Genomic DNA, 22305 nt, shown 5'->3' on the forward strand with positions numbered 1-22305 from the left:
GCTGGTTATTCAGCAGGCACAACAACAACACCCCCGGCCGATGAAGGCCGGGGGTGTTGTTGTTTTACAGTACGGTTACGTCTTCCCGGTATCTTTCGAAATCGGCGACGCGGCATTCCAGCTTCATCCTCGTGCCTTCCGGCTCATAGTCGGTAGAATGAACGTGGGCATGCTCGTTGAAGTATGCGACCAATCGGCCTTGGCTGAACGGGATTAGCAGCTCGCAGGTCATATAGTCGTCGAAGATATGTTCGCGAACGACCTCGATCAGCTCAGTTAATCCGCTGTTTTCCTTCGCTGAGAGGTAGACATGATTGCCTTGAACCTCTGGATAGGCATGTGTTGTCAGATCGCTTTTGTTATAAGCATAGATAGTCGGAATGTCGAAAGCGCGAAGCTCCTTGAGCGTATCGTTCGTAACGGCAACTAACTGCTCGTAATCCGCATGGGAGTAGTCGACAACATGAATCAGCAGATCCGCCTCGGTTACCTCCTCTAGCGTAGAGCGGAATGCTTTGACCAGATGATGGGGAAGCTGGCTGACGAAGCCAACGGTATCGGTTAGCAGAAACGATTTGTTATCCGGCAGGTCGATGCTTCGAACGGATGTCTCAAGCGTAGCGAAGAGCATATCCTGCGCGAATACTTGCTTGTGGCTTCCCGGATTGTAATGCTCCAACAGAGCATTCATCAAACTGGATTTTCCCGTATTCGTATAACCTACGAGACAAACGACGGGTACTTCGTTCTTTTGGCGCTGCTTCCGCTGAATTTGCCGCCTTGCTACCAGCTTCTCAAGCTCGGCTTGCAGGGCGGTAATCCTTTCCTCAATGCGCCTGCGGTCCAGCTCCAGCTTCGTTTCTCCCGCGCCTCTGTTTTTGAGGCCGGCTCCGCCGCCTTGCCTTCCCAAGGATGCACGCAGGCCGACGAGCCGCGGCAGCATATATTGAAGCCGGGCTACCTCGACCTGAAGCTGCGCTTCCCTCGTCTTGGCGCGCTCTGCGAAAATATCCAAAATCAGGATCGTTCGGTCGATAACGGTCCGCTCCAGTGCAGCCTCGAGATTGCGGATTTGGGAATGGGAGAGCTCGTCGTTGAAAATAACGACCTGTGCGTCATGCGCTTCGAGCAGCGCTAGCAGCTCCTGGATCTTGCCCGTCCCGATGTAATGGGAAGGGTTAATTCGTGCAGCCTTCTGGCTGAGCTCATCGGCGACCTCGATATAGCAGGCGGCAGCCAGGTTGCGCAGCTCCTCCATGGAGTAGGCAAAGTCGGTTTGATTTTGAAGCTGTACGCCGACAATAATTGCTTTTTGCTTCGGTTGTTCCATTATTCATCATCCTTTAAGGTTATTGATAAAACAAAAAAACACAGGCAGCGCTGCCTGTGTTTACCGTTAAAGGTAGGGGGACGTCAGAAAAAAATCCAAAAGGAACCTGAATTCCTTATTGGTTTGGACTACTGGTCTTCCGCAGGCCATGTAAAGCAGAGCCGTCATGCGGAGATGTGAGTCACACCTCTGCCGAGACAGCTTCCTTGCTTTGATTCATGGCGAATTGCGGAGTTTCCTCCCTAAAAGCGAATACGTGAGCAGGACGACACTCCTGGCGTATCAACGTATTCATCATTTTATGGGTTCCTTAAAAAGGACAGACCTATCCTGAGTCCTCTGCACACAGGCAGAGCTTTGGCGCTATTCAATTAGCAGCTGCGCAAAGACCGAACTCGGATATAGTCTATCACACGGAACCCTCCGTTCATTTAAATTAGCATTAGTGTAGCATACCCGCTTGTTTGACTGCAAGCGACGTTCGGCAATCCCTTAAGAGGCACTCCAATCCTGGCGAAGCGTGAACAGCTCCTTCAGCGCTTCGGTGGAGAGCTCGGTGATCCAGCCTTCGGAGCTGGAAATGACATTTTCGCTTAGTTGTTGTTTGTTTTCGAGCATTTCATCGATACGCTCCTCCAGCGTGCCCAGAGATATGAACTTGTGCACCTGCACGTCGCGGGTTTGCCCCATCCGATAAGCGCGGTCCGTAGCCTGATTCTCCACGGCAGGGTTCCACCAGCGGTCGAAGTGGAACACGTGATTCGCGGCGGTGAGATTAAGCCCGACGCCCCCAGCTTTAATCGACAAAATAAATACGTTCGGCTGTTCCTCAGGAGGGAGAGTTTGCGACTGAAATTTGTCAATCATGCGGTCGCGTGCCAGCTTGGAGGTGCTGCCGTTCAAGTAAAGCACCGGTTCCTTCAGCTCATGCTGCAATACGGTCTGCAGTAGCTGTCCCATGCCCAGATATTGCGTAAAGATCAGGCAGCGCTCTCCTTCGTCGCGAAGCTCCTTCACCATGGCGAGCAGACGCTCCAGCTTGGCGGAACGGTTGATCAACGGCTCGGTATCGATGCTATCGCTTGCGGCTTCGCTTAGCTCTGGCAGCGGCTCCTTCGTCAGCAATAGGGGGTGGTCGCAAATTTGCTTTAGCTGCATAATCACGGACAGGATAGCGCCCTTGCGCTCGATGCCCTCAAGCTTTTGCATCCGGTCCATAAGCTGGTTAACCGTCTGATTATAAAGCGCCCCTTGCTCGGCTGTCAGGTGAATGTACGTTTTCATCTCATTCTTGTCAGGCAGATCCAGCTGTATAGCAGGGTCCTTCTTCTTGCGGCGCAGCATGAACGGCTTGACGAGCTTCTGCAGATCGGCGGTGCGCTGCACGTTGCGCTCCTTCTCGATCGGGTTGCTGAAGCGCTGTTGAAACCCGTGGGCGCTGCCCAAAAAGCCAGGATTCATGAAATCGTAGATGGACCACAGCTCGGACAGGCGATTTTCGATCGGCGTCCCGGTCAACGCAATCCGGTGATTGGCTTTAAAGCTGCGGATGGCTGCGGCTTGTTTGGTTTGAGCGTTTTTAATATTTTGTGCCTCATCGAGGCAAATGGTGGACCAGCGGAACGACTTCAGCAGCTCTTGGTCCAGCGTAGCCGTGGCGAAGGAGGTCAAAACGACATCCGCCTGCCGGGTTTCGGCCTCGAAGGATTCCGCTGCAAGGCGTCTGCCGCCATAGTGAAGCATGACGTTCAGCGAAGGCGCGAACCGGCTGATTTCCTTCTGCCAGTTGCCAAGCACCGAGGTAGGGCAAATAATAAGCGTTGGGCTTTGCTCTTTCTCCCTTGCCGAGTTTTCTTTGAGATGCAACAAGTAAGCGATAAGCTGTACAGTTTTGCCAAGCCCCATATCATCAGCCAGGCAGGCTCCAAGCCCAAAGCGGCGCAGAAAAGCGAGCCAGGCGAAGCCTTCGCGCTGGTATGTCCGCAGCTCGGCTTTCAGCCCAGCCGGCACATTCAGCCCAGGCCATTCCGATTGCTGGCTAAGCTGGCTGACGAGCTTCATCAAATGTTCGTTCAGCTCGACCTCGAGCTGGATGCGCTGTTCCTGCTCTGGATTTTGCTCAGCCTGAGCATTCTGCTGCTCACTGCCGCTGCCCATCAGATGAAGCTGAAGCACATCCTGGAAGGATAGCCCCTCGGAGCGGTCAATGCCAGCCATCGCTTTGCGGATTTGGGCGAGCAAGGCAGGGTCCAGCGCAATCCATTGTCCGCGGAAGCGCACCAGCCGCTCATTGCGTGCAACCAGCTCGTTGAACTCGGATTCACTGAGATCGGTCTCGCCGATCGCAATGCGCCAATCAAAGTCAATGAGCGTATCGAGGCCAAACAGCGATTCGCGGGTGCCTTCCGCCGGGGTGCTGACCTTGGCGCGAAGCTTAGGCTTCTTGCGGCTGGCGGTTTCCCACCACGCGGGAAGAAGAACCTGCCAGCCTGCTTCTAGCAGTCGGGGGCTGTCGACGGCGAGAAAGCGCCATGCAGCATCATTAGCCATAGGGGCGTTCAATAAGTCATCGTCGGCTCCAGACATCTGCTCTCTTGGCAAACATACGCGCAGGCGATCGAGCCAGCTGCCCGATCGTTCTCGAACGGAGGCTGTCCATGAAGCGGGCCAAGAGCCAAAAGCTACGCCGGTATCCGCCAGCTTTACTGGCACAAGCACGGCTTGGTCCAGCTTATCCTGTAAAACGAGCTTTAACTGCCAAGGGTCGTCCATCGCTTCCGGCTCCACCAGCTGCAGCAGCGGCCGAAATAACGCTTGATCGGCTTTCCAGCCAATTGCAATAAGCCATGCCTGGGCATCAAGACCGGCAGCCGTGGCAGGGTTCTTGGCGAAGAGCAGCGGATACTCTCTCCGCAAATCGGCAGCCGCGGTTTCCGTGCCGTAGCAGGCGTCGAAGACAACCGCGGAGAAAGCGGCCTGGAGTCCCTCCTGAAACGCTTGATTTTCTTCCTCATTTAGTGCTGCAGCTTGTATTTGTTTGTTTAAGTCCGCGTGATCCCAGGTCCATTGCAGCTTGCCGGCTCGGAAAGCCGAGAAGCTTGGGCGATAGCGTCTAGCCTCTATTTCTTCTGCAAGCTTGGGCGCGAGCTGAATGAGCTGCTCGGCTTGCTCTCCCCAGCTCCATGCGATATGCGCAAGCCATTTTTGTTCCGCAAAGAAGGGAATGACCTGCTCCGCGGGGAGCAGCACAAGCTCCAGCCCTTCGATTTGCTGAATTTCCAGCTCCGTGCCGTAGAAGGAAGCCTGATGCCAAGCGAATAAACGCTGCTTCAAGGTGATGCCGCTCAAATAATCGGCCCTGCTGCTCACGCCGTACAAAAGCGCATCGCCATGCGTCGTTAGGTTGACATGGACCGTAAAGGTTTGAGTAGGTAGGGTCATGTGATCAGTTTTCCTTTCCGAAGCTCCTCCTGCAGCGCGCGCAGCCTGCTATGGCGGGTGGAGAAGGCGTCAATGTACGCCTCCCAGCGTTCTTCGTCTTTCATTTTTTTGTACAGCTTCGCGAGCCTCTTGAGCAGCTTAACCGCTGTTTTATAGCCATCTCTATTTCTCAGAAGCACGTACCTTTCCGCAGCCTGATGATAGAAGGGAAGCAGAAGCTCGGGCGAATGCTTCTCGATTGGTGCGAGTACGCTTACGCGGTAGCTAAGCGGCTCGGTACCTGTGCTGAGCTGGTAGTCCATCCATTGCTGCCATTTTTCGTAACGGAGCAACTTTTCCTCATAAATAGACTCGGTATACGGCAGCGAGCGTATAATCGGCTCCCACATCTGCTCCTGAAGTGCAGGGAGATGCTCGATAACGGCGTCCCAATAGCGGTAAAAGCTATTGAGTGTAAGCTGCCGTTCTTTCTCCATCAGAGGTGTCAGCTTGTTCAGCCAAACCGCTAGCCGCTCCCACTCGCCGGTATTCTCCAACGCTTGGAGCAGGAGAAACACATCAGTCGGCTGAAGGTGGATCCGGTTATTTAATTCCATCAGAGCCGCATGGGCTTCCGTATCCTGACGTAAAAAGAAATGCATCCAGGCTTGCGCCGTCATCCAGGAATAACGCGATAGCGCCTGGCCAAGCTGAGTTTGGGCGGCTTGGAGCTTCTGCAGCTCGTCGAGGTACAAATGGTTGTCGTTTTGGTAAGGGGAAATCGAATGATGCCACAGCCAGAAGTAAGGCTCGGCAAAATAAAGCTTGGTACCCGTTTCGGCAAGCATTTGTTCGCGCAAATAGTCAACCGTTTCACCGACAGTTAACCAGTAGCTCGTCTCATCCTGAACTAAGGTTTGCTCATGCAAAAGGGCGGCAATCCTCTTCTGCGTATCGGCAATAGCCTCATGTGTGTGAAAGCCGATAAAAGCGCCGCCATGCCCGGTCTGGTCAGGTGAGCGGTTGAGCAGCAACCCAAGAATATAGAGGTGGGCATGCAGCTCGAATAAGCGGTTTATTGGGGGTGAGAGCTCGGGACGGGCGATATGTATGGCTGCAAGAGCTTCGCGGACAAAAGATAAATTACGGACATGGCTGGCCAAAGGCGCGGTTTGCTGCCTAAATAGCGCATGCCATTTCATCGTATTCAGGGTGCGTTCTGATTTCATGGCTAGGATCTCCCGTGCGGCTAGAGTCTATTTTTAAAAATATGGACGCCGAAGGCGTTTTTGCTTGAAATATAGGAAAGCATAACATTTCGTTATCCCTTCTCTATATTTCTCAGAATGAAACGCGCTGCGCCGCCAAAGGACAGCGACAACCGTTTCACCTTGATAAGTCTATTATAACATTTATGCTGTCTTTTCTTTCTCTCCAATGCCGGTCCTAGCTAAACCATATTACAGCACAGATAAATGAATTCAGCTATCTCTTTTTCTTCCTTTATATGCTATATTAGGATAGTAAACGATACAAAAGTTGATATGGAAAATATGCTAGGCTGGTGGCGGATGTGCTGGGCTATTTTAAGGATTTTATATTGAATATTTTTGTGATTTGCTCCCCGCTGGTCTTGTACCCTTACATTCATAAGATGAAGAGCAATTTGCGTTTATATCGCTTTTATTTATATATCCTCTTTTCTTTATCCTTGATCATAACGATGTCGTTCCCCATTAATATGAACGGATTGTTGTATGATTTTCGCTCGATCCCACTCGCGCTAGGCTCTCTGTCTGGTGGCGTGTTTGTATCGGCTTGTTTATACGCGACCCTTTTGTTGTACCGTTATTTTCTCGATAGTCCCCATAACTGGATTTATGTGATTTCTCTCCTTCCTAGTTTTCTCGTGTTTCTTGCCCTACATAAATATTACAACTCGCTAAGCCTGGCCCGTAAAATAGCGGCAGCCGTGTTTTTATGCTCGATGATCAAGCTGATGACCTTTACCACATTCCTCACGATAACCGGTCAACTTGAGCTGTTGCTCAATAAGCCCTGGGCGACGGTGCAAACCTATATGCTGCAAGGGTTAATTATCGGTTTATGCGTGTACGCGCTTCATCTGCTGCATACCTTTTTTCTTATGCAGGAAGAGATGGTCAAAAGTGAAAAAATGAAAATCGTAGGCGATATGGCGGCATCGGTGGCCCATGAAATACGTAACCCGCTTACGACGATCCGAGGGTTTATCCACCTCTTTGCCTCTTCTGATCTCGATTCGGAAAAGAAGGAGCTGTACAAAAAAATATGCTTTGAGGAACTGGATCGCTCCGAGCTTATTATTGCGGATTATCTTGCGCTGGCGAAGCCTGATCCGGAAATCGTTGAAGCGATCGATATTCATCAAGAAGTCCATTACTTAGCGAACGTATTAATGACCTATGCTAATTACCATAATATTGAGATCCTGGTCACGGCTTCAGAAGAGCATCCCTTTGAAATTCAGGGAGACCGCTATAAATTCCGACAGGCTTTAATTAATATAGGGAAAAATGCCATTGAAGCGATGGCGGGGGGCGGGACGCTGGAGCTGAAAACAAGCATTCAGAACGAGCATGCGTGGATCATTTTAAGCGATAACGGGAGCGGAATGACCCCCGAGCAGATGAAGCGGCTGGGCACGCCTTATTATTCTACGAAAGAAAAAGGGACGGGTCTAGGAACAATGGTATCTTTCAGTATTATCAAGAAAATGAATGGCAAAATTGAAATTAAGAGTGAGCTGGGAGTAGGCACGGAGTTTAATTTGATGTTTCCGAAGGCAAATTGATCATACCGTTTCATTAAATTTTCTGATTTAATTTTTATCAGGTTAAGATTATTGGACTGTTCGTGTTATAATTAAGATGTGCAGTCAATAAAGATCATTGACTATGATAAAGGAGTCGGAAATATGCAGGTAGTATTTGAAGACTGGGATCAAAAGGTGAAGAAGACGTTTAATGCGACCAGCAAACAGGAGGTTCTTACGGTTACTGAGGCGGGAGACTTGCTTGGCCTGACGAAAGACCAAATGAAGGTTTATGTGCTTAAGCATAACCTGACGAAGGTTGCGATTAATCGCAGCGTCCACAGATATCTATTACTGAAAAGCGAAATAGATGAGATTCTAGCAAAGTCCTGACATTTGCGATGAACCACAGCCTCCCTTGAGGCTGTGGTTTTTTGTTTGTAGGCATGGCGTGCCGCGGAAAAATTATTTACTAGCAATAATAGCGAACATTGGGCGGTATTTGTTCAGGATTTGCTCGGCCGGGCTGTGGAGGCCGGCATCAAAACCATGCAGGGTCGTCACCTGCCCGAAACCGATAGAGCCCAGCATTTCAACGTCCCAAGCGGGCCGTTTCACGTAAGTCAGCGGCAGCATTAACGCCATTTGATCGCCCTCCGATATATCGTCCTCTGTACGATAAGGCACATAGCCGGCTTCGATCGCCTCTTGCTTAGCTGCTTGGAAGAGCGCAGCCTCCTTCGGGTCGGTCAAGAATAGATTCCAATTTCCGTCGAAAATAATGACTTGCCCGTTCTCATTCAGCCACTCATGCCACTTCTTATAAACACCCACTGGGTTTGGCAGAAACCAGGTTACGTTTCTAGAGATGATCAGGTCGAATGTCTCCGTGGGGTTAAACTCCAAAATATCGGACTGGATAATCTGAATGTCGCATCCGTATTTCTCGGCATTTTGTTTGGCTTTGACAATCATGCCGGGTGAGGAATCAATGGCGGTTACTTGGTGTCCCATGCGGGATAGCAGCACCCCGAAAAATCCCGGCCCCGTGCCAACATCGAGCACCTTCAGCTCGTTTTTATCCTGAAGAAGCTTGTCGATAATCGTTTTCCATTTGTCGTAAGACGCATTCATCATCTCATTCTCTACGATTTCCTCGTAAATGTCTGCGCCTTTATCCCAATATTGCTGATGTGCTTTCTGTTGCTCCTTGTTGATGGACATTGGTATGCTCCCCGAAAAGTATTTTTAAAAAACGCTTGCTATTAGTAATTATTACGATTAATATTTAACCTCAGTTGGGTGACGAAGTCAAGCCATACGATGATAGCCTTATCTTACATATCAGGAGGAGTAAACATGTTTAAACGTTGGACGGCTTTAGCTATAATCAGTTTTTGTCTTATTTTCACGCTGGCAGCCTGCACTGCAAAGTCGGAGACTGCGGAAACCGGCCAGGTAGAAACGGCCAAACGGATTACGGTTGCGATTACCCAAGATTTGAAAGGGGACAAAATCGATGCAACCACCTATAACGGCGCACGCGCCGTACAGACGGCCATCTATGATGCCTTGGTGGAGTTTGGCGAAGGAGGCACCATCGTGCCTAGCTTGGCCGAGGCTTGGGAGGCATCGGAAGATGGGCGGACATATACCTTTCATTTGAGGAAGGATGTTTTATTTTCCGATGGCAGTGTTTTCACCTCCGCAGCTGTGAAGTTCTCGCTGGAGCGTACCTTAGCCAATGAGGAGACGGCATCCCTTGAAATCGTACGCAAATTGGAGAAGGTGGAGACGCCGGATGACCATACGGTTGTCCTGCATTTCAAGGAAATGACCGCGCAGACGCTTCTTGAGCTTAGCCAAGCTAGGCCTTTCCGGATCATGAGCCCGAATGCGGTATCCCCGGCCGGAGCGATTGACGGTGAATTCATCAAGCCGGTCGGCACAGGACCGTGGCAGCTGGACAGCTACAAGGAAGGATCGGAAACCGTGCTGGTGGCGAATGAGCACTACTGGAAGGAAGCAGCATCAAAGTACTCGCTCGTATTTAAAGTGGTTACCGATCCTCAGGCACGAGTACTGGCGCTTCAAAGCGGCGAGATCGATATCGCCGGCGGCGAGGTGGGCAGCATCCCCTATGAGAGCCTGCCGCTTTTTGAGAACAACGATAAATTCAAGCTGGAGCATAACGCCAGCACGATGTCTTATTTTATGGTCTTGAACCAGAAAAACGAGTTTTTGACGGACAAAAATATACGGCAAGCGCTAAATAACGGTACGGATACGAGTAAAATGATGAGCGGCCAAGGAGCGGAAGTTGCCGGATTGTTCCAAAGCACAGTCGCTTTCGTTACGCCGGATAACCAGCCCTCCTATCGGTATGATGCGGATAAGGCAAAGCAATTAATTGAAGCTTCGGGTTATCAGTGGAATGCAAGCACCAGACTTTACGAAAAAGAGGGCAAGACCATCGCGCTGCGGCTGGTCATTCAGACGGAAGAGTATCCAGAGTGGAAGGAAATGGCCGAGATATTCCAGAATCAGATGAAGACGATTGGCATTAAGGTCGATATCCTCAATCAGGAACGGGCGGCTTATTATGACGCGCTTTGGACGAACAAACAATATGATCTCTTGCTGTACAGAACCTATACGGATGCGCAGCTGCCCTACCGTTTCTTGACCTCTTTGTTCTATCATACGGCAGAAGCGCCGGCGGTCGCCTACCAGGATGAGACGCTGACCGGTTATTTGGATGAAATTGCAGGAACGGTTTCGGAGACTGAGCAGCAGGCGTTATTTAACCGGCTGTTTGAACGTTTGCACGAAGAAGCGATGACGGTGCCGATTTATTATACGAAGCAAACCTTTGTTCACAACAGCAAGATCACAGGCTTTGCTTTTGGCACCATTGAAGATAACCCTGTGAAATGGCATCAGTTAGTTATTGAGGAGTAAAAATGGTTCAATATCTAGCCAGTCGCTTGGGCATGCTCGTGCTTACGCTCTTGTTGTTAACCTTATTTGTATTTGCGCTTATGCATCTGGCACCGGGAGATCCGGCTGCCTTAATGCTGCAAGGGCTGGGTGCTGCCCCAGACGGCAATATGATCGCGTACTACCAGCATAAGTGGGGGCTCGATCAATCGTTTGCAGTACAGTACATGACATGGCTGCTGGAGCTCCTGCAAGGAAACTTGGGTCATTCCTATATTACGAATAAGCCTGTTAAGGATGAAATCTTTTCACGGATGGGCCCAACGCTTATGTTGATGACGAGCTCCTTTGTTCTGACCTTTCTTGTTTCTGTCCCGCTCGGCGTGCTGACGGCATTGCGGGAGAGAAGTCTGCTGGACCGGGTCGTTTATGGGGGCACGGTGCTGGGCTTGTCGATTCCTCTGTACTGGCTTGCCATTATGCTTATGCTGCTCTTTGGCGTCATTTGGCCGCTATTTCCGATTATCGGAGGCGGCTCGCTGCGTCATTATGTGCTTCCTGTCACGACGATTAGCATGATACAGAGCGTCTATTTTATCCGCATGATTCGCTCCTTCACGATGGAGTCCAAACAGGCTCTCTACATTGAAGCAGCAGCTGCACGCGGTTTGAAACGGCGAATTCTATACCCTTCCTACCTGTTCCGAGCGATGCTTATTCCTTTCATCACTATCGTGGGCACGAGCTTCCCCAGTTTTTTTGGCTCGTCGATCATCATTGAGAATGTGTTCAGCTTTCCGGGAATTGGAAAATACATGCTGGATATGATCTATAGCAGGGATTTTCCAGTGATTCAGGGCTGCAGCCTATTGCTTGCTTCTGCAATTTTTATCGTTCATTTTATGACGGACCTTTGTTATTATTTGGCTGATCCGCGCGTTCGGCTTGAGAAGCAGAGGTGGGAGAATTGATTGGCTTCCTGTTGAAAAACAAAACTTTGTCCGCGGCGCTCTTGTTTATATTGTTCTTAATGCTAGCCGGTATGTTTGCGGCATGGCTGCAGCCCTATGATCCTTACCAGCCGAATTATGATGCCAAGCTGCAAACGCCGGGTTTCAAGCATCTGTTTGGCACTGATTATTTGGGTAGGGATATTCTCAGCCGGGTGCTGGCCGGAATCAGCCAGTCGGTATTTCCTGCTTTTGTTGTCCTTGGCCTAGTTATGGCGATTAGCCTCCTATTAGGCACCTTGAGCGGTTACTACGGAAGACGGCTCGATATGCTGCTGATGAGCATCACGGATATTTTTGTGGCAGTGCCTAATATACTTCTGACCATCGTTATTATCGGCTTTTTGGGCTTTGGAATGGAAAATGTCTATGCTGCTATCCTGCTTTCCTGGTGGGCCAAGTATGTGCGGATTATTCGTGGCCTTGTTCATGATGTGAAGAAAGAGCCCTTTATGCTCTCCAGCCGGGTAAGCGGTTCGTTTGGGATCGTTCATATTGTTCGCCATATTGTGCCCAACCTGATTCCGCAGGTGGTAACGATAGCTATTTTGGATGTAAGCAGAGTAATTCTAACGTTATCGGGCCTCTCGTTTCTGGGCATTGGCGCTCAGCCTCCGTCACCGGAATGGGGAGTCATGCTGCTCGATGGCAAAAATTATTTGCAAATTGCTCCGTGGATGGGCTTTTTTCCTGGCCTTATGATATTTGCGACCGCCTGCGCCTTTCAAATTTGCGGAGAAAAGCTGCGCAGTGTGTTTAAACTGAAATAAGGAGTGAGCGAAGATTGGAGTCATTGCTGAAGTGAAAGAGCTCTGTATTAGGGATTCCAGCAATCGGATGTTGGTCGGCGGCAGCTCCTTCAAGCTGCGCGCTGGAGAGACGCTTTGCCTAATCGGCGAGAGCGGCAGCGGCAAAACCTTAACGGGCAAAGCCTTGCTCGGCATGCTGCCTTTCCCGCTAAAATGGACGGGAGATATTCTTTTCCGTGACGAGCCAATCCGTCGCTTTCGCGGGCGCGACTGGCAGCGCGTAAGGGGGAAGCGAATCGGCACGATTTTTCAGCAGCCCGAGCAGGCGCTTCATGCCGCTATTCCCATCGGAAGACAGCTCGGGGATTTACTTCGAAGCCACCTTCCGATTACGAGGCTTGCGGCGGAGAGAAAAGCCAAAGCGATGCTGGGCAAGGTTTCCCTGCGTGACGTTGACCGGGTGATGAAGAGCTACCCTTATGAGCTGAGCGGAGGCATGAATCAACGTGTGATGATTGCGATGGCGCTGCTTCTGGAGCCGGAACTGCTCATAGCAGATGAGCCCACAAGCGCGCTCGACGTCACGACGCAGGCCGAAATTCTAACCCTGCTGAAAGGCCTGTCCTCGGAAAATAAGATGAGCATGCTGTTTGTCACGCATGATTTGCTCATCGCCAATTATTTGGCGGATACGATTGCGGTCATGTACCGAGGAGAGATCGTAGAGCAGGGCAGGGCTACGGATGTGCTGAAGCACCCTCAGCATGCGTATACGAGGGAGCTGTGGCAATACCGCTCCGCATTTATGCTTCCGTAGAAAGGGGATGGAGCGATTATGCTCGAAATCAGACAGCTGTCGAAAACGATTGGATCCAAAATGATCCTCTCGGATATGGAGTTTAGTTTGCCAGCAGGAGGTTCGCTAGCGGTTGTCGGTGAGAGCGGCAGCGGCAAATCGACACTTGCGAGAATCATAATGGCGCTGGAGCGCCCGACCGTAGGCGATGTCAGGTATGAGGGCACGCTTGCTCCAACCCGCAAGACCGCCGCATTTAGAGGCTGGTATAGTGAAATCCAATTCGTATTTCAAAATACGACCGCCTCTCTCGATCCGCGAATGACGGTCGGACAGAGCATTGAGGAGCCGCTTCGTCATTTTACGAAGCTTGGCAAGGCGGAGAGACGGGAGATGACCGCGGAATACGCGGCTTTGGTAGGTCTTCCCTTGTCGCTGTTGGCGGCTAGACCGGGGCTGTTAAGCGGCGGACAGTACCAGCGTGCTTGCATTGCCAAAGCGCTGATCGTTAAGCCTAAGCTGCTGGTTTGCGACGAAATCGTCTCCAATCTGGACGTCATCCATCAGCACAAGATCATGGAGCTGCTGCAAAGGCTAAAGGCAGAGCAGAATTTGTCGCTGCTCTTTATTACGCATGATCTCACCCTCGTCGCGGGTTTATGTGAGCAAATCCTCGTCATGAAAGAAGGACGGATGGTCGAGCTGTTCGATTCGGACTCGTTGCTGTCCGGCGAGCGTCATCCCTATACAAAGGCACTGCTCGAGGCAGTCAGGCTGCTTGGCCGCGGAGCATGAAGAAAATAGCGTGCTTGAGCCAGAGCGGAGCTGCTTTGGGATGATCTTGCCGTTATATGGAGGATACGGCAGGATGTTTCCGAATGGATAGCATTGGTTTCCGCTCACCCCGTCTAAGACGGAATTATTAGAAATAGTGCGGCCGGATAAGGTTTTTCATTAGGTTTAGTATTCGATATACTTAAATGGACCGATTGGAAAACATTATCTGGAGGGTGATTTTACTTGACTTACATGGACATGTTAGGACGTCGGAGTATTATTTTGAAGCGCAATATCGGAAGCTTAATCATGAAAGACAACAAGCAGGGGCTTAGCCTGCAGGAAAGCAATTTTTATCAGAACATGGTCAAAGAATGGCATCAGAACGAGATCGAGATGAACGCGGCGAAGAAAAATCCGTGACCGTTAAATGAACATTAACCTATAAAGTGAATCAATCTGATTTTGATGATGAGCACTGTGAAGAAATGCGGGAGCTTTAATCGTTAGGAAAAAGAAGGCGATGGGAGTCAATGAAAGTAAATGAAAGTCAATGAAAGTAAATGGAAGTGAATGGGAGTAAATGGAAGGTAACCGTGTTGGAAGTTTTATTCAGGTAATACTTTGTAATGTTAAGTGTTGCTACGTTACGTGAATCTATCCTGTACATTAGCAGTATAGAAGCCGATAAAATGCGCGGGAGGTAGCCTATGTTGTAGGCCATACAACATAGGTTACCTCTTTGGGGTCATAAGGTGGTAGTTTGATCCATTCTAATGCGGATATACAGGATAGAGTATGTGCAGCGGGGAAACAGAGCAAAGTTACTGTGGAAATACAGGATAGCTGGGTAATGGTCGTACTAAAAGTAAATGGTCGAGAAACTTAGAAAAAAGGGATATCCAATGAGCAGAATGTCTGCTTCTGGATATCCCTTTTTCGTTAATTGCTAAGCGATTAAATGAGTATAAAGGGTACTAATGAGTTTAACGGTGATCTTCGTAACCCGACCAGTGCATCGACTTTGCAGCGGACTCGGATTCGTTAGCGGCATTGAGGTTTAGCCCAAGGTCGCTCTTCGAGCTGTTCCAGCTCTCGGAGGAAAAACTGTACTCGCTGCTGCTGCCAATGCGGTCGTTATCGTTGCTAGCCGATTTCTCGGACTTCACAGCGGATTCGGCCTCGCTTGCCGCGTTTAAGCTCAACCCAAGGTCGCTCTCCGAGCTGTTCCAGCTCTCGGAGGAAGAACTGTACTCGCGGCTGCTGCCATTACGGTCGTTATCGTTGCTAGCCGATTTCTCGGACTTCACAGCCGACTCGGCCTCGCTTGCTGCGTTTAAGCTCAAGCCAAGCTCACTCTTCGAGCTGTTCCAGCTTTCAGAGGAAGAACTATACTCGCTGCTGCTGCCGTTACGGTCATTATCGCTGCTAACCGATTTCTCGGACTTCACAGCGGATTCGGCCTCGCTTGCTGCGTTTAAGCTCAAGCCAAGCTCACTCTTCGAGCTGTTCCAGCTTTCAGAGGAAGAACTGTACTCGCTGCTGTTGCGGTCGTTATCGTTGCTAGCCAATTTCTCAGACTTCACAGCGGTCTCGGCCTCGCTTGCCGCGTTTAAGTTCAACCCAAGGTCACTCTTCGAGCTGTTCCAGTTTTCAGAGGAAGAACTATACTCGCTGCTGCCATGACGGTTTTTGTTATGGCTGCTGTGCTTGGATGAGTTCGAAGCGGCTTCGAGATCGGCAGCGGCTTGCAAGCCTAGGCCGATTTCGCTTTTGCTGCTGGTCCAATTTTCATTGGCGGCATGGCCGTCACGGTTGTCACCTTGAAGCTTGGTTATAGATGCCGTATCCGCTTGCACATTGGCGTTAATGCCTGCATTCAAGCCAGCACTGCTTGCATTCCAAGTTTCCCACGAATGATTGCCATGATGACCTTCCGTGTTGGCATCATAACTCCCTGCAAGAGCAGCATCCAATTGAAGGTCAAGGCCGAGGCCGAGCCCAAGGCTGCCATTGCTGCGGTTGTTCTCGCCACCGGAATTTCCGTTGAACTCGGAATCCGCTTGCGCTTCAACGCCAACCTTGATGCCAAGTCCCAGACCTAACGCTCCTTTTCCAGCTGAAGAGCTGCTGGCTTCCGAAGCATAGCTCATTTGCGAAGCCCCTAATAATCCGATTACGAACGCCGAAGATAACACCGTCATTTTTACCCATTGTGGTCCTTTTTTCATTTTCATGCACTCCTTCTCATTTTTAATTGAATGTAAGATTCAAGGTTTGAGAGAAAGAGGCATACATGGGTGGCTGCTCCGGTGGTGCCTGTGACCATTGGTCGTTCTCGATTAAGTAAAGACTGGATACACGCCAAGCAGATCCACGGGGCGCATTATCATTCAGCATGGTCAAGATCGTCCAAGGAGCTGACCAGCTATTGACCGCTTGACCTCCTGCTGCCGAAGCGTTTGAGCCTGCAACCGCAGGGCTAACAGTCATTATTGCATTAGCAGGAACTGCAAGCGGCAGCGTCAGAGGTGGTCTCGTGACTGGTGTCGCTACGCGATCATCGCGGTTGCCTGACACTTTTGTATCATTATTGTTGCCTGATCCTTTATTGTTGCCTGATTCTTTGACTGCAGTATCTGGCTTGTCCCGTTCGGGCACCTGAGGCCCTGTGTTTTCTAAATCTCGATGTCTATTTGTCTCATCGTCATTTGCTATCGTCTCCCGTGAAGGAGTGAAGATGACAGGTTCAACAGGTTTTTCTGGCAAAGGGTTGGCGGATTCGACGATTGGCGAAACAGGAATCGTCTCCACCGCATTATCGTTTTCCTTGTCCAATCCCGCAGGAGGAACGCTTGGTTTCACCACTGGCAAGCCTACGCTAATATTCGGCAGTTCAAGCTCAACTTCGGGCAGCCTATCTTTTCCGCTTCCCACGATTGCCTTTACCGAGGGAATACTTGCCTCTACGAGAGGCGTTTCTGCCTTAATAGCGGGAGCTTCTACCTTGATGTTAGGCAGAAGAGTACCCTGCGCGTCAACGGCGATTTTCGTGCCGGATGTTTCGACGTTCAGCACGGGTGTTGAAACGCCAATAGGAGAAACTTCGGCAGTGACACCAATCGAATCCTCTACTTGAATTGCAACTTGAGGCGTTTCCACCTGAACGATGGGCGTCTCGATTGTAAGGGCTGGCAGTGAGAGATCAAGCAAACCTGTGCCCTGTTCTTTGATGTCCGAAGACTTGGAAGCCGCTTGCTCTGGTGTGCCGACATGAATGATGGGACTAACTATTTCCTTGAGCAGCGCAGACGCCTTGGGTGGCTGAGCCAGTTGAATGACAAAGCCTATTAGCATAAGCAATGCCACTGTAATCGACTGCTTTAGCCACTTCTGGCGGTTAAGCCTATATGACATAGGGAGTTTCACCTCCTTTCAGAATCGCTGTTACTCTATACACGATAGGGATGGCGTTTTGGATCACATGGGTTTTAAATAACCAATTTGGCCTGCAGTCAAACATACGGTGAAATATGAGGTATAATAGAGAGAACAGCCATTTTGGCAGCAAAAGATAAACGGAGGTTTCTGGCTATGTTGGCGGTTGAAAGAACGGCGTATCTTACGATTGATGAGGGTCCAGCCGAAGATTTTAGGAAAAAAGTAGAGTATTTGAACGCAAAAGGCATTCGGGCGATTTGGTTTTGTATGGGCGAGGCGTTGGAAAAGTTTTCGGAAGAGGCGATATTCGCCATCAAAGCTGGTCATATTATAGGGAACGGCAGCTATGACCATACTGATTTGTCGGCAATCTCCCTTCATGATGCGAGTGAGCAGATCGGGCAAACTGACCAAATTATAAATGAGCTGTATGCAGGAGCGAAGGCAGCAAGAACCGCCAAGTTGTTTCGTTTCCCTTACATGCAGCATGAAGTGATGGTAGAGCATTTTGCAGGAATCGATCGCGTGCTGGAAGAGTTGGGGTACAGTCAGATTCCTTTTGAAAATAGTGCTGGAATGGGTGCAGGGCATCACGTTACGTTTACATGCGATACGTTTGACCTCGGCGACGCTTCTGCTTTTAGCAAAGAAGGCGGTTTGTTATATGCTGCCGGAAATCACATCATTAAGCTACACGACTGGATTGGACTAGTGCCGTTTCAGGCATTGATCGACAAGTTATTGTCCAGTGGCCTAGGATTCGGGCTTCCTCAGGAAATAGATGCAGCTGCGGATAATCATTTGGCCTATACCTAGCGACAGGAAAGACGGGTAAAGCACACAACGGACGATAGCCGTGTGCTTTACCCGTCTTTTTGTGAGGCGTGGCCTTCAATAGACATATTTTCGCTGGGCCCAGTAACTGAAGAGAAACAGCGTGCCTTCCGTCAAAAGCTTCGCAATGAGCAGCGGTATGCCAATTCGTTCGTTAAAGACGAACATCAGTCCGTAATTTAAGCAAATGATGATAAAGACCAGTGTGAAATATTTTGGCATAGATGATTGAACGGCTGAGCGCTTACCTTTAGAAAATACGAAATTTTTATTCATGCTGTAATTAAAGATTGAGCTTGCTAGCCTTGCTCCCAGAACGGCCAGCAGCAGGCTGGAGCTAAACATGTGAATGACCGCAAGCAATAGATAATCGATCAAGGCAGAGAGTATGGAGGTCAGGCTGAACTTAAGGAAAGGCGCGTAGATTCTCGCAGAATCGGCAATGGGCCTGAAGTGGGAAGACTCATTGTGATCCAGATACACCGTGTCGATGGTTATTTCGTGAAAAGGGTATTCCGCCCCTGGTGCCTCGAGCAGCAGATTCATTTCATATTCAAAGCGGTCGCCTGGGATGCTGCACAACCAGCTGAGCATATCGAAAGAGTAGCCGCGCAAGCCCGTCTGGGTATCGTAAATGCGATGGCCGGTTGTCATGGCATAGATGAGACGGGTGGCTGCATTCCCAAAGCGGCTGCGAAGGGGCACGTTACCGGTAAAGCGCCTGCTTCCGAGTATGATATGACCATCGTATTGTTCGATGCTATTGCCGATTTTGATGATATCCTGCGGTAGATGCTGGCCGTCGCTATCGGCGCAGACGACTCCGCCGGAGTAACCCTTTTGCATAAAATAATGAAAGCCTGTTTTCAAGGCATGCCCTTTGCCCCGATTGACGCTATGCGTGATGACCGTGCAGCCAAGCTCCCTTGCCTCGCGAAATATCCCGCTGTAGGCTTCGCCGCTCCCGTCATCAACAATCACGATAGTGAATAAGCCGCTGGCTCTTAACTGATCAATGAGCTTTAACAGCCTAATATCCGGCTCATAGGAGGGAATTAATATATTCATGGCGTCATGCCTCCTGTAGTTATTATGGTTGCTGCGCATTACTCTGAGATGTAGAGGATATCGCTGACGCCTCGTTCTTGCTGCTTGCCAAGCGGGTTATTGACAACCCTGCCCATGAAATACATCGTTGATGAACCGCCGCCGTCCAGGTTGTAAGCCTCAGTTGCCCCAAGCCCGACAAAGACGTCCGCAAATTCAGCCAAGGTCATTCCTTTGCTATAGTTGGCTTTACGTCCATCCACCACGACGAATACATAGTGATTAGGGGCGATCATGCCGACGCCCGTCCGGGGATTCGAGCCTTGAATGGAACGATTGCCGAAGTTCGTGTCGATGACGACCTTATCAAAGTCGTCTGCGACCGCTCCTTCTTTTACAAGGACGGGGCCGAAGGAATAGGTATTAGTCACTCCCTCGGCAAGCAGCTCGGAGGAGGACAACTGTTCTTCGTTATAGGATTTCATTGTGCCGTCAGACAGCAAAGCTAAGGCGTCGCGGGCAGGCTCGTCCCGATAAAGGGTGCCGTTGCGAATAATAACGCCGTCGTTGCGGAAGCCGTAGTAATCGCCATTAATGGCAAAGATGGCATTGTTCTCCGCGGCAATGGTCGAGGTATCCTCCGTGATATTCCGCCCGAATGCGTTTTTGGCAAAAGCAGCTTGCAGCAGAGCGGGCTCTTCGAGCTGAACATCCGCGACGTAATAGGTGATCATATCGCTGCCGGTGCCGGTTTCTACCTTTTTAATTTGAATGCTGGTGTCTTCGCTTTTGTAATTCCAATCATCCTGCTCCACTTTCTCTGGCACAGCTTGAGCTTCGTCGGAAGATGTGGAAACGGAAGGCGTCTGAGGGGCAGCAACGGTGACCTCCACATGCTCGATCAGATATCGGTCGGCAAGCGAATACAGAATGCCTCCGATCAGTAGAATAAAAAGAGCTGCGGCAAGGCCGATTTTTTTGCGTTTCGTTATATTAATAATCGTAATCAACTCCTGCAAGGGAATAAGAAGCCAGTTGATCTTTCCAGAACAAGCTAGGCATCCGCTTCTGAATATTGCTATTGTGATCCCGGAACGTTAAGTCCATATGAAGCGGGACTGAACGTTTACTGAATGCAGAAGGGCATGAGTCTGTCATAAAGCGGCAGGAGCATAGACAGTTGAATTTACGTTGGAAAAGATTGTACAATGGGGTGAAGAACCTGCTTGAAGAAGCCTTATACATACCGTAAATGAAGGGAAGAGTGCTCATGAATACACGAATGAAACAACTCGAGGATAGACTTGCCAACCAACATCATAAGGACTTGTTTCTGCAAACGACGCACACCCTGAAAGCAATTGACGATCTCGCTGACCAGCACAGGCGCTTTCAATCCATGCAGGCGATTAGCGGAGTCAAAATTGTTGGTACAGAAGAGGCGCTATTCTATGACACGCTGACTCAGGTGAAGGAAGAGATTGTGGCTACGTTGGAGAAAACGTTGAATGATCTGGAGCATAAGGGCGATAAAAACTACAATAAAAACTTTAAGGACGGCGTGGAGTAGCTTAATCGCCGATAGGAAAAAAGCTGGGCAGAAGATAACTTCTGTCCAGCTTTTTTGTGATTTTTAAAAGGAGGAATAGCTGAGCTATTCCTTGAAGCTTTAGGGGAATTACAGTGTTATTTTAGAAATGGAATGATATAATTTCCTAATGAAAAATGGATTTCATTAGATAGAGGTGAATAGTCATAAAGCGTTATGTCTTTTTCTTGCTCATTTTTCTGCTTGTTGCAGTTCCCCTTTGTATTCTGCATTTTAATAAGGAATCGGACAAGAAAGTGAATTATGGAAAATATGAGGTTCCCCCTACTCTAAAAACACTAATAAAGCTTGAAAAGGAGCTCGATCATGAGGGCTATAGCATATGGGATGTTTTAGGCTTCACTTTTGAAGATAGCCATTACCGTTATTTTAACACGCCGAGCGACGTTGTTGTATTTGCTGTTACGGGAGGAGACGGCATTCATTACGGCTTTTTAACTGATTATGGAACGGCTGTTGATTTGGAGAATGCGCCGGTTGTCGAGGTGTCGCCTATGTCATTTGATCGACCGGCAAAGGTGGTCGCGAATAATTTGAAAGAATTTATTCGAATTGCGATGCTGGATTCCTCCATGTTGTATATGGAATATGAAAACGAAGAAGCCTATCTTGCTCTTGAAAACGAACTGAATTTTCCGCCATCGGATGAGTCAAAACAGAATAAAGCAGCTGTCGTGAAAAAGCTGGAGGAAAATCTGTCGCTTCCATTCGTTGACGATCCCTACACGTATTCAGTTAGGGCTAAGAATGAACGGGCAAATCGTATCATGGTGGCAACTCAGGATGGTTTGGGCGTAACGAGTCCCGTACCGGCTACTGAGCAAAATGCTGAACCGCTATTTTATATCCATGCAGATGAAGATTTGGATTTGGAGGCACTTTCAGAATACTTCAAGACGGCTTATTATGAGCACAAATTAGCTATTTTCCGTGACATACAGTTTCATTATATTATCAATGAGGATGTGGAGATCCAAGCCATAGTTGCAAAGGAAATGCGAAGCATGGGGCTTGTGGATGAAGCGGCCAGAATATATGTAAGATAGGCGTAAAAATTGAGGTTTCAATTGTTGCATAGAAGGGCTAGAATAATCGTTCGAAACAAAGTAAGCGCTTCATGCGTTTATATAAGCAAGAATGGATTTGGAAAGAGGGGTTATTTCAGATGCGCTGGATTCCCGCCGCAAGAAGCAGTCACTGGTGGTTGTTGGCTGGAGCATCGTCATTATTAATCAGTATTTTATTGTGGATCATTCGTTTTCTCATTCTAGGCCAGCCGTTTACGGGCATGCATGCTTTCCGTTTTTTGCTGTTAGCTGTCGTGCTGTCCTTCTTTTTCGGTGCTGCAGGCTGGTTGGGTGCCAGGAAGCTTTGGCTGTTCTCGAATTTGGGAATAGTGGCCGGTCTCGTGCTTATGGCTATGTATTCAAGGGATACGACGGGCTGGGAGGATTTAATTAGTTTTATTGTCTTTCTCGAGGCGGTGGCTGCCGGCTTTATCCTAGGCTTGGTGGTCGAAGTCATCTATCTCATCATGAGAGCTCAAAAGAACAAGTAA

The 22305-nt window shown here is 49.4% G+C and carries 20 protein-coding genes; 12 read left to right on the plus strand and 8 right to left on the minus strand.

What is annotated here, in order from left to right; translation table 11 throughout:
* Nucleotides 1-64: 64 nt before the first annotated feature.
* From hflX to E0496_RS29320, 3 genes are all read right to left on the minus strand, one after another.
* Nucleotides 65-1330, minus strand: coding sequence for a GTPase HflX (gene hflX, locus E0496_RS29310; protein WP_141505404.1), 1266 nt, complete (start codon nt 1328-1330; stop codon nt 65-67).
* 492 nt (nt 1331-1822) lie between these two features.
* On the minus strand, nt 1823-4771 hold the full coding sequence (locus E0496_RS29315; RefSeq protein ID WP_141505405.1) for a DEAD/DEAH box helicase: 2949 nt from the start codon (nt 4769-4771) through the stop codon (nt 1823-1825).
* Entirely contained in the window at nt 4768-5979 is a 1212-nt protein-coding gene (locus tag E0496_RS29320; protein ID WP_141505406.1) for a hypothetical protein, read from the minus strand. The genes E0496_RS29315 and E0496_RS29320 overlap by 4 nt, the downstream gene beginning before the upstream one ends.
* Before the next feature lie 425 nt (nt 5980-6404).
* Between E0496_RS29320 and E0496_RS29325 the strand changes: the two genes are divergently transcribed.
* Both E0496_RS29325 and E0496_RS29330 read left to right on the plus strand, forming a co-directional pair.
* A complete protein-coding gene (locus E0496_RS29325; RefSeq protein ID WP_206669906.1) occupies nt 6405-7583 on the plus strand; it encodes an ATP-binding protein in 1179 nt (392 codons plus the stop codon).
* A 123-nt stretch (nt 7584-7706) separates the two neighbouring features.
* Nucleotides 7707-7937 carry a DNA-binding protein gene (locus E0496_RS29330; RefSeq protein ID WP_139991369.1) on the plus strand — a complete coding sequence of 77 codons (231 nt, stop codon included), beginning with the start codon at nt 7707-7709 and terminating at the stop codon, nt 7935-7937.
* Nucleotides 7938-8009: 72 nt separating this feature from the next.
* Here E0496_RS29330 and E0496_RS29335 read toward each other — a convergent pair whose 3' ends face one another.
* A complete protein-coding gene (locus E0496_RS29335; protein ID WP_141505408.1) occupies nt 8010-8768 on the minus strand; it encodes a class I SAM-dependent methyltransferase in 759 nt (252 codons plus the stop codon).
* 135 nt (nt 8769-8903) lie between these two features.
* On the opposite strand from E0496_RS29335, the gene E0496_RS29340 reads away from it, so the two are divergent.
* The 6 genes from E0496_RS29340 to E0496_RS29365 all read left to right on the plus strand — a co-directional run bounded on the left by E0496_RS29340 (nt 8904) and on the right by E0496_RS29365 (nt 14239).
* The gene (locus E0496_RS29340) at nt 8904-10505 is read left to right on the plus strand and encodes an ABC transporter substrate-binding protein (protein ID WP_161601630.1); all 1602 of its coding nucleotides are present in this window, start codon (nt 8904-8906) and stop codon (nt 10503-10505) included.
* A 2-nt stretch (nt 10506-10507) separates the two neighbouring features.
* Nucleotides 10508-11455, plus strand: a complete 948-nt coding sequence (locus tag E0496_RS29345; RefSeq protein ID WP_141505410.1) for an ABC transporter permease — start codon at nt 10508-10510, stop codon at nt 11453-11455.
* A gap of 11 nt (nt 11456-11466) precedes the next feature.
* Nucleotides 11467-12264 (plus strand): ABC transporter permease, encoded by a 798-nt coding sequence (locus E0496_RS29350; protein ID WP_206669907.1) that lies wholly within the window; start codon nt 11467-11469, stop codon nt 12262-12264.
* A gap of 31 nt (nt 12265-12295) precedes the next feature.
* Nucleotides 12296-13060: an ABC transporter ATP-binding protein gene (locus tag E0496_RS29355; protein ID WP_141505412.1), complete on the plus strand. Its 765-nt coding sequence runs from the start codon at nt 12296-12298 to the stop codon at nt 13058-13060.
* 18 nt (nt 13061-13078) lie between these two features.
* Entirely contained in the window at nt 13079-13834 is a 756-nt protein-coding gene (locus E0496_RS29360) for an ABC transporter ATP-binding protein (protein WP_141505413.1), read from the plus strand.
* A 225-nt stretch (nt 13835-14059) separates the two neighbouring features.
* Nucleotides 14060-14239 carry a hypothetical protein gene (locus E0496_RS29365; protein WP_141505414.1) on the plus strand — a complete coding sequence of 60 codons (180 nt, stop codon included), beginning with the start codon at nt 14060-14062 and terminating at the stop codon, nt 14237-14239.
* 563 nt (nt 14240-14802) lie between these two features.
* Here the strand turns inward: E0496_RS29365 and E0496_RS29370 are convergent.
* Nucleotides 14803-16047, minus strand: coding sequence for a hypothetical protein (locus E0496_RS29370; RefSeq protein WP_141505415.1), 1245 nt, complete (start codon nt 16045-16047; stop codon nt 14803-14805).
* Between the two features lie 22 nt (nt 16048-16069).
* On the minus strand, nt 16070-17233 hold the full coding sequence (locus E0496_RS29375) for a hypothetical protein (protein WP_141505416.1): 1164 nt from the start codon (nt 17231-17233) through the stop codon (nt 16070-16072).
* A gap of 177 nt (nt 17234-17410) precedes the next feature.
* Here E0496_RS29375 and E0496_RS29380 point away from each other — a divergent pair, with 177 nt between their 5' ends.
* On the plus strand, nt 17411-18073 hold the full coding sequence (locus E0496_RS29380) for a polysaccharide deacetylase family protein (protein WP_141505418.1): 663 nt from the start codon (nt 17411-17413) through the stop codon (nt 18071-18073).
* 75 nt (nt 18074-18148) lie between these two features.
* Here E0496_RS29380 and E0496_RS29385 read toward each other — a convergent pair whose 3' ends face one another.
* On the minus strand, nt 18149-19159 hold the full coding sequence (locus E0496_RS29385; RefSeq protein ID WP_141505420.1) for a bifunctional glycosyltransferase family 2/GtrA family protein: 1011 nt from the start codon (nt 19157-19159) through the stop codon (nt 18149-18151).
* A gap of 38 nt (nt 19160-19197) precedes the next feature.
* Nucleotides 19198-20157 (minus strand): phosphodiester glycosidase family protein, encoded by a 960-nt coding sequence (locus E0496_RS29390; RefSeq protein WP_241675033.1) that lies wholly within the window; start codon nt 20155-20157, stop codon nt 19198-19200.
* A gap of 251 nt (nt 20158-20408) precedes the next feature.
* Between E0496_RS29390 and E0496_RS29395 the strand changes: the two genes are divergently transcribed.
* From E0496_RS29395 to E0496_RS29405, 3 genes are all read left to right on the plus strand, one after another.
* The gene (locus E0496_RS29395; RefSeq protein WP_141505423.1) at nt 20409-20708 is read left to right on the plus strand and encodes a hypothetical protein; all 300 of its coding nucleotides are present in this window, start codon (nt 20409-20411) and stop codon (nt 20706-20708) included.
* A 275-nt stretch (nt 20709-20983) separates the two neighbouring features.
* Complete coding sequence (locus E0496_RS29400; RefSeq protein WP_141505425.1) at nt 20984-21793, plus strand: hypothetical protein; 810 nt, start codon at nt 20984-20986, stop codon at nt 21791-21793.
* Between the two features lie 71 nt (nt 21794-21864).
* Nucleotides 21865-22305 (plus strand): hypothetical protein, encoded by a 441-nt coding sequence (locus tag E0496_RS29405; protein WP_206669908.1) that lies wholly within the window; start codon nt 21865-21867, stop codon nt 22303-22305.

It is taken from the genome of Paenibacillus luteus, assembly GCF_006542765.1.
Lineage (GTDB): Bacteria > Bacillota > Bacilli > Paenibacillales > Paenibacillaceae > Pristimantibacillus > Pristimantibacillus luteus.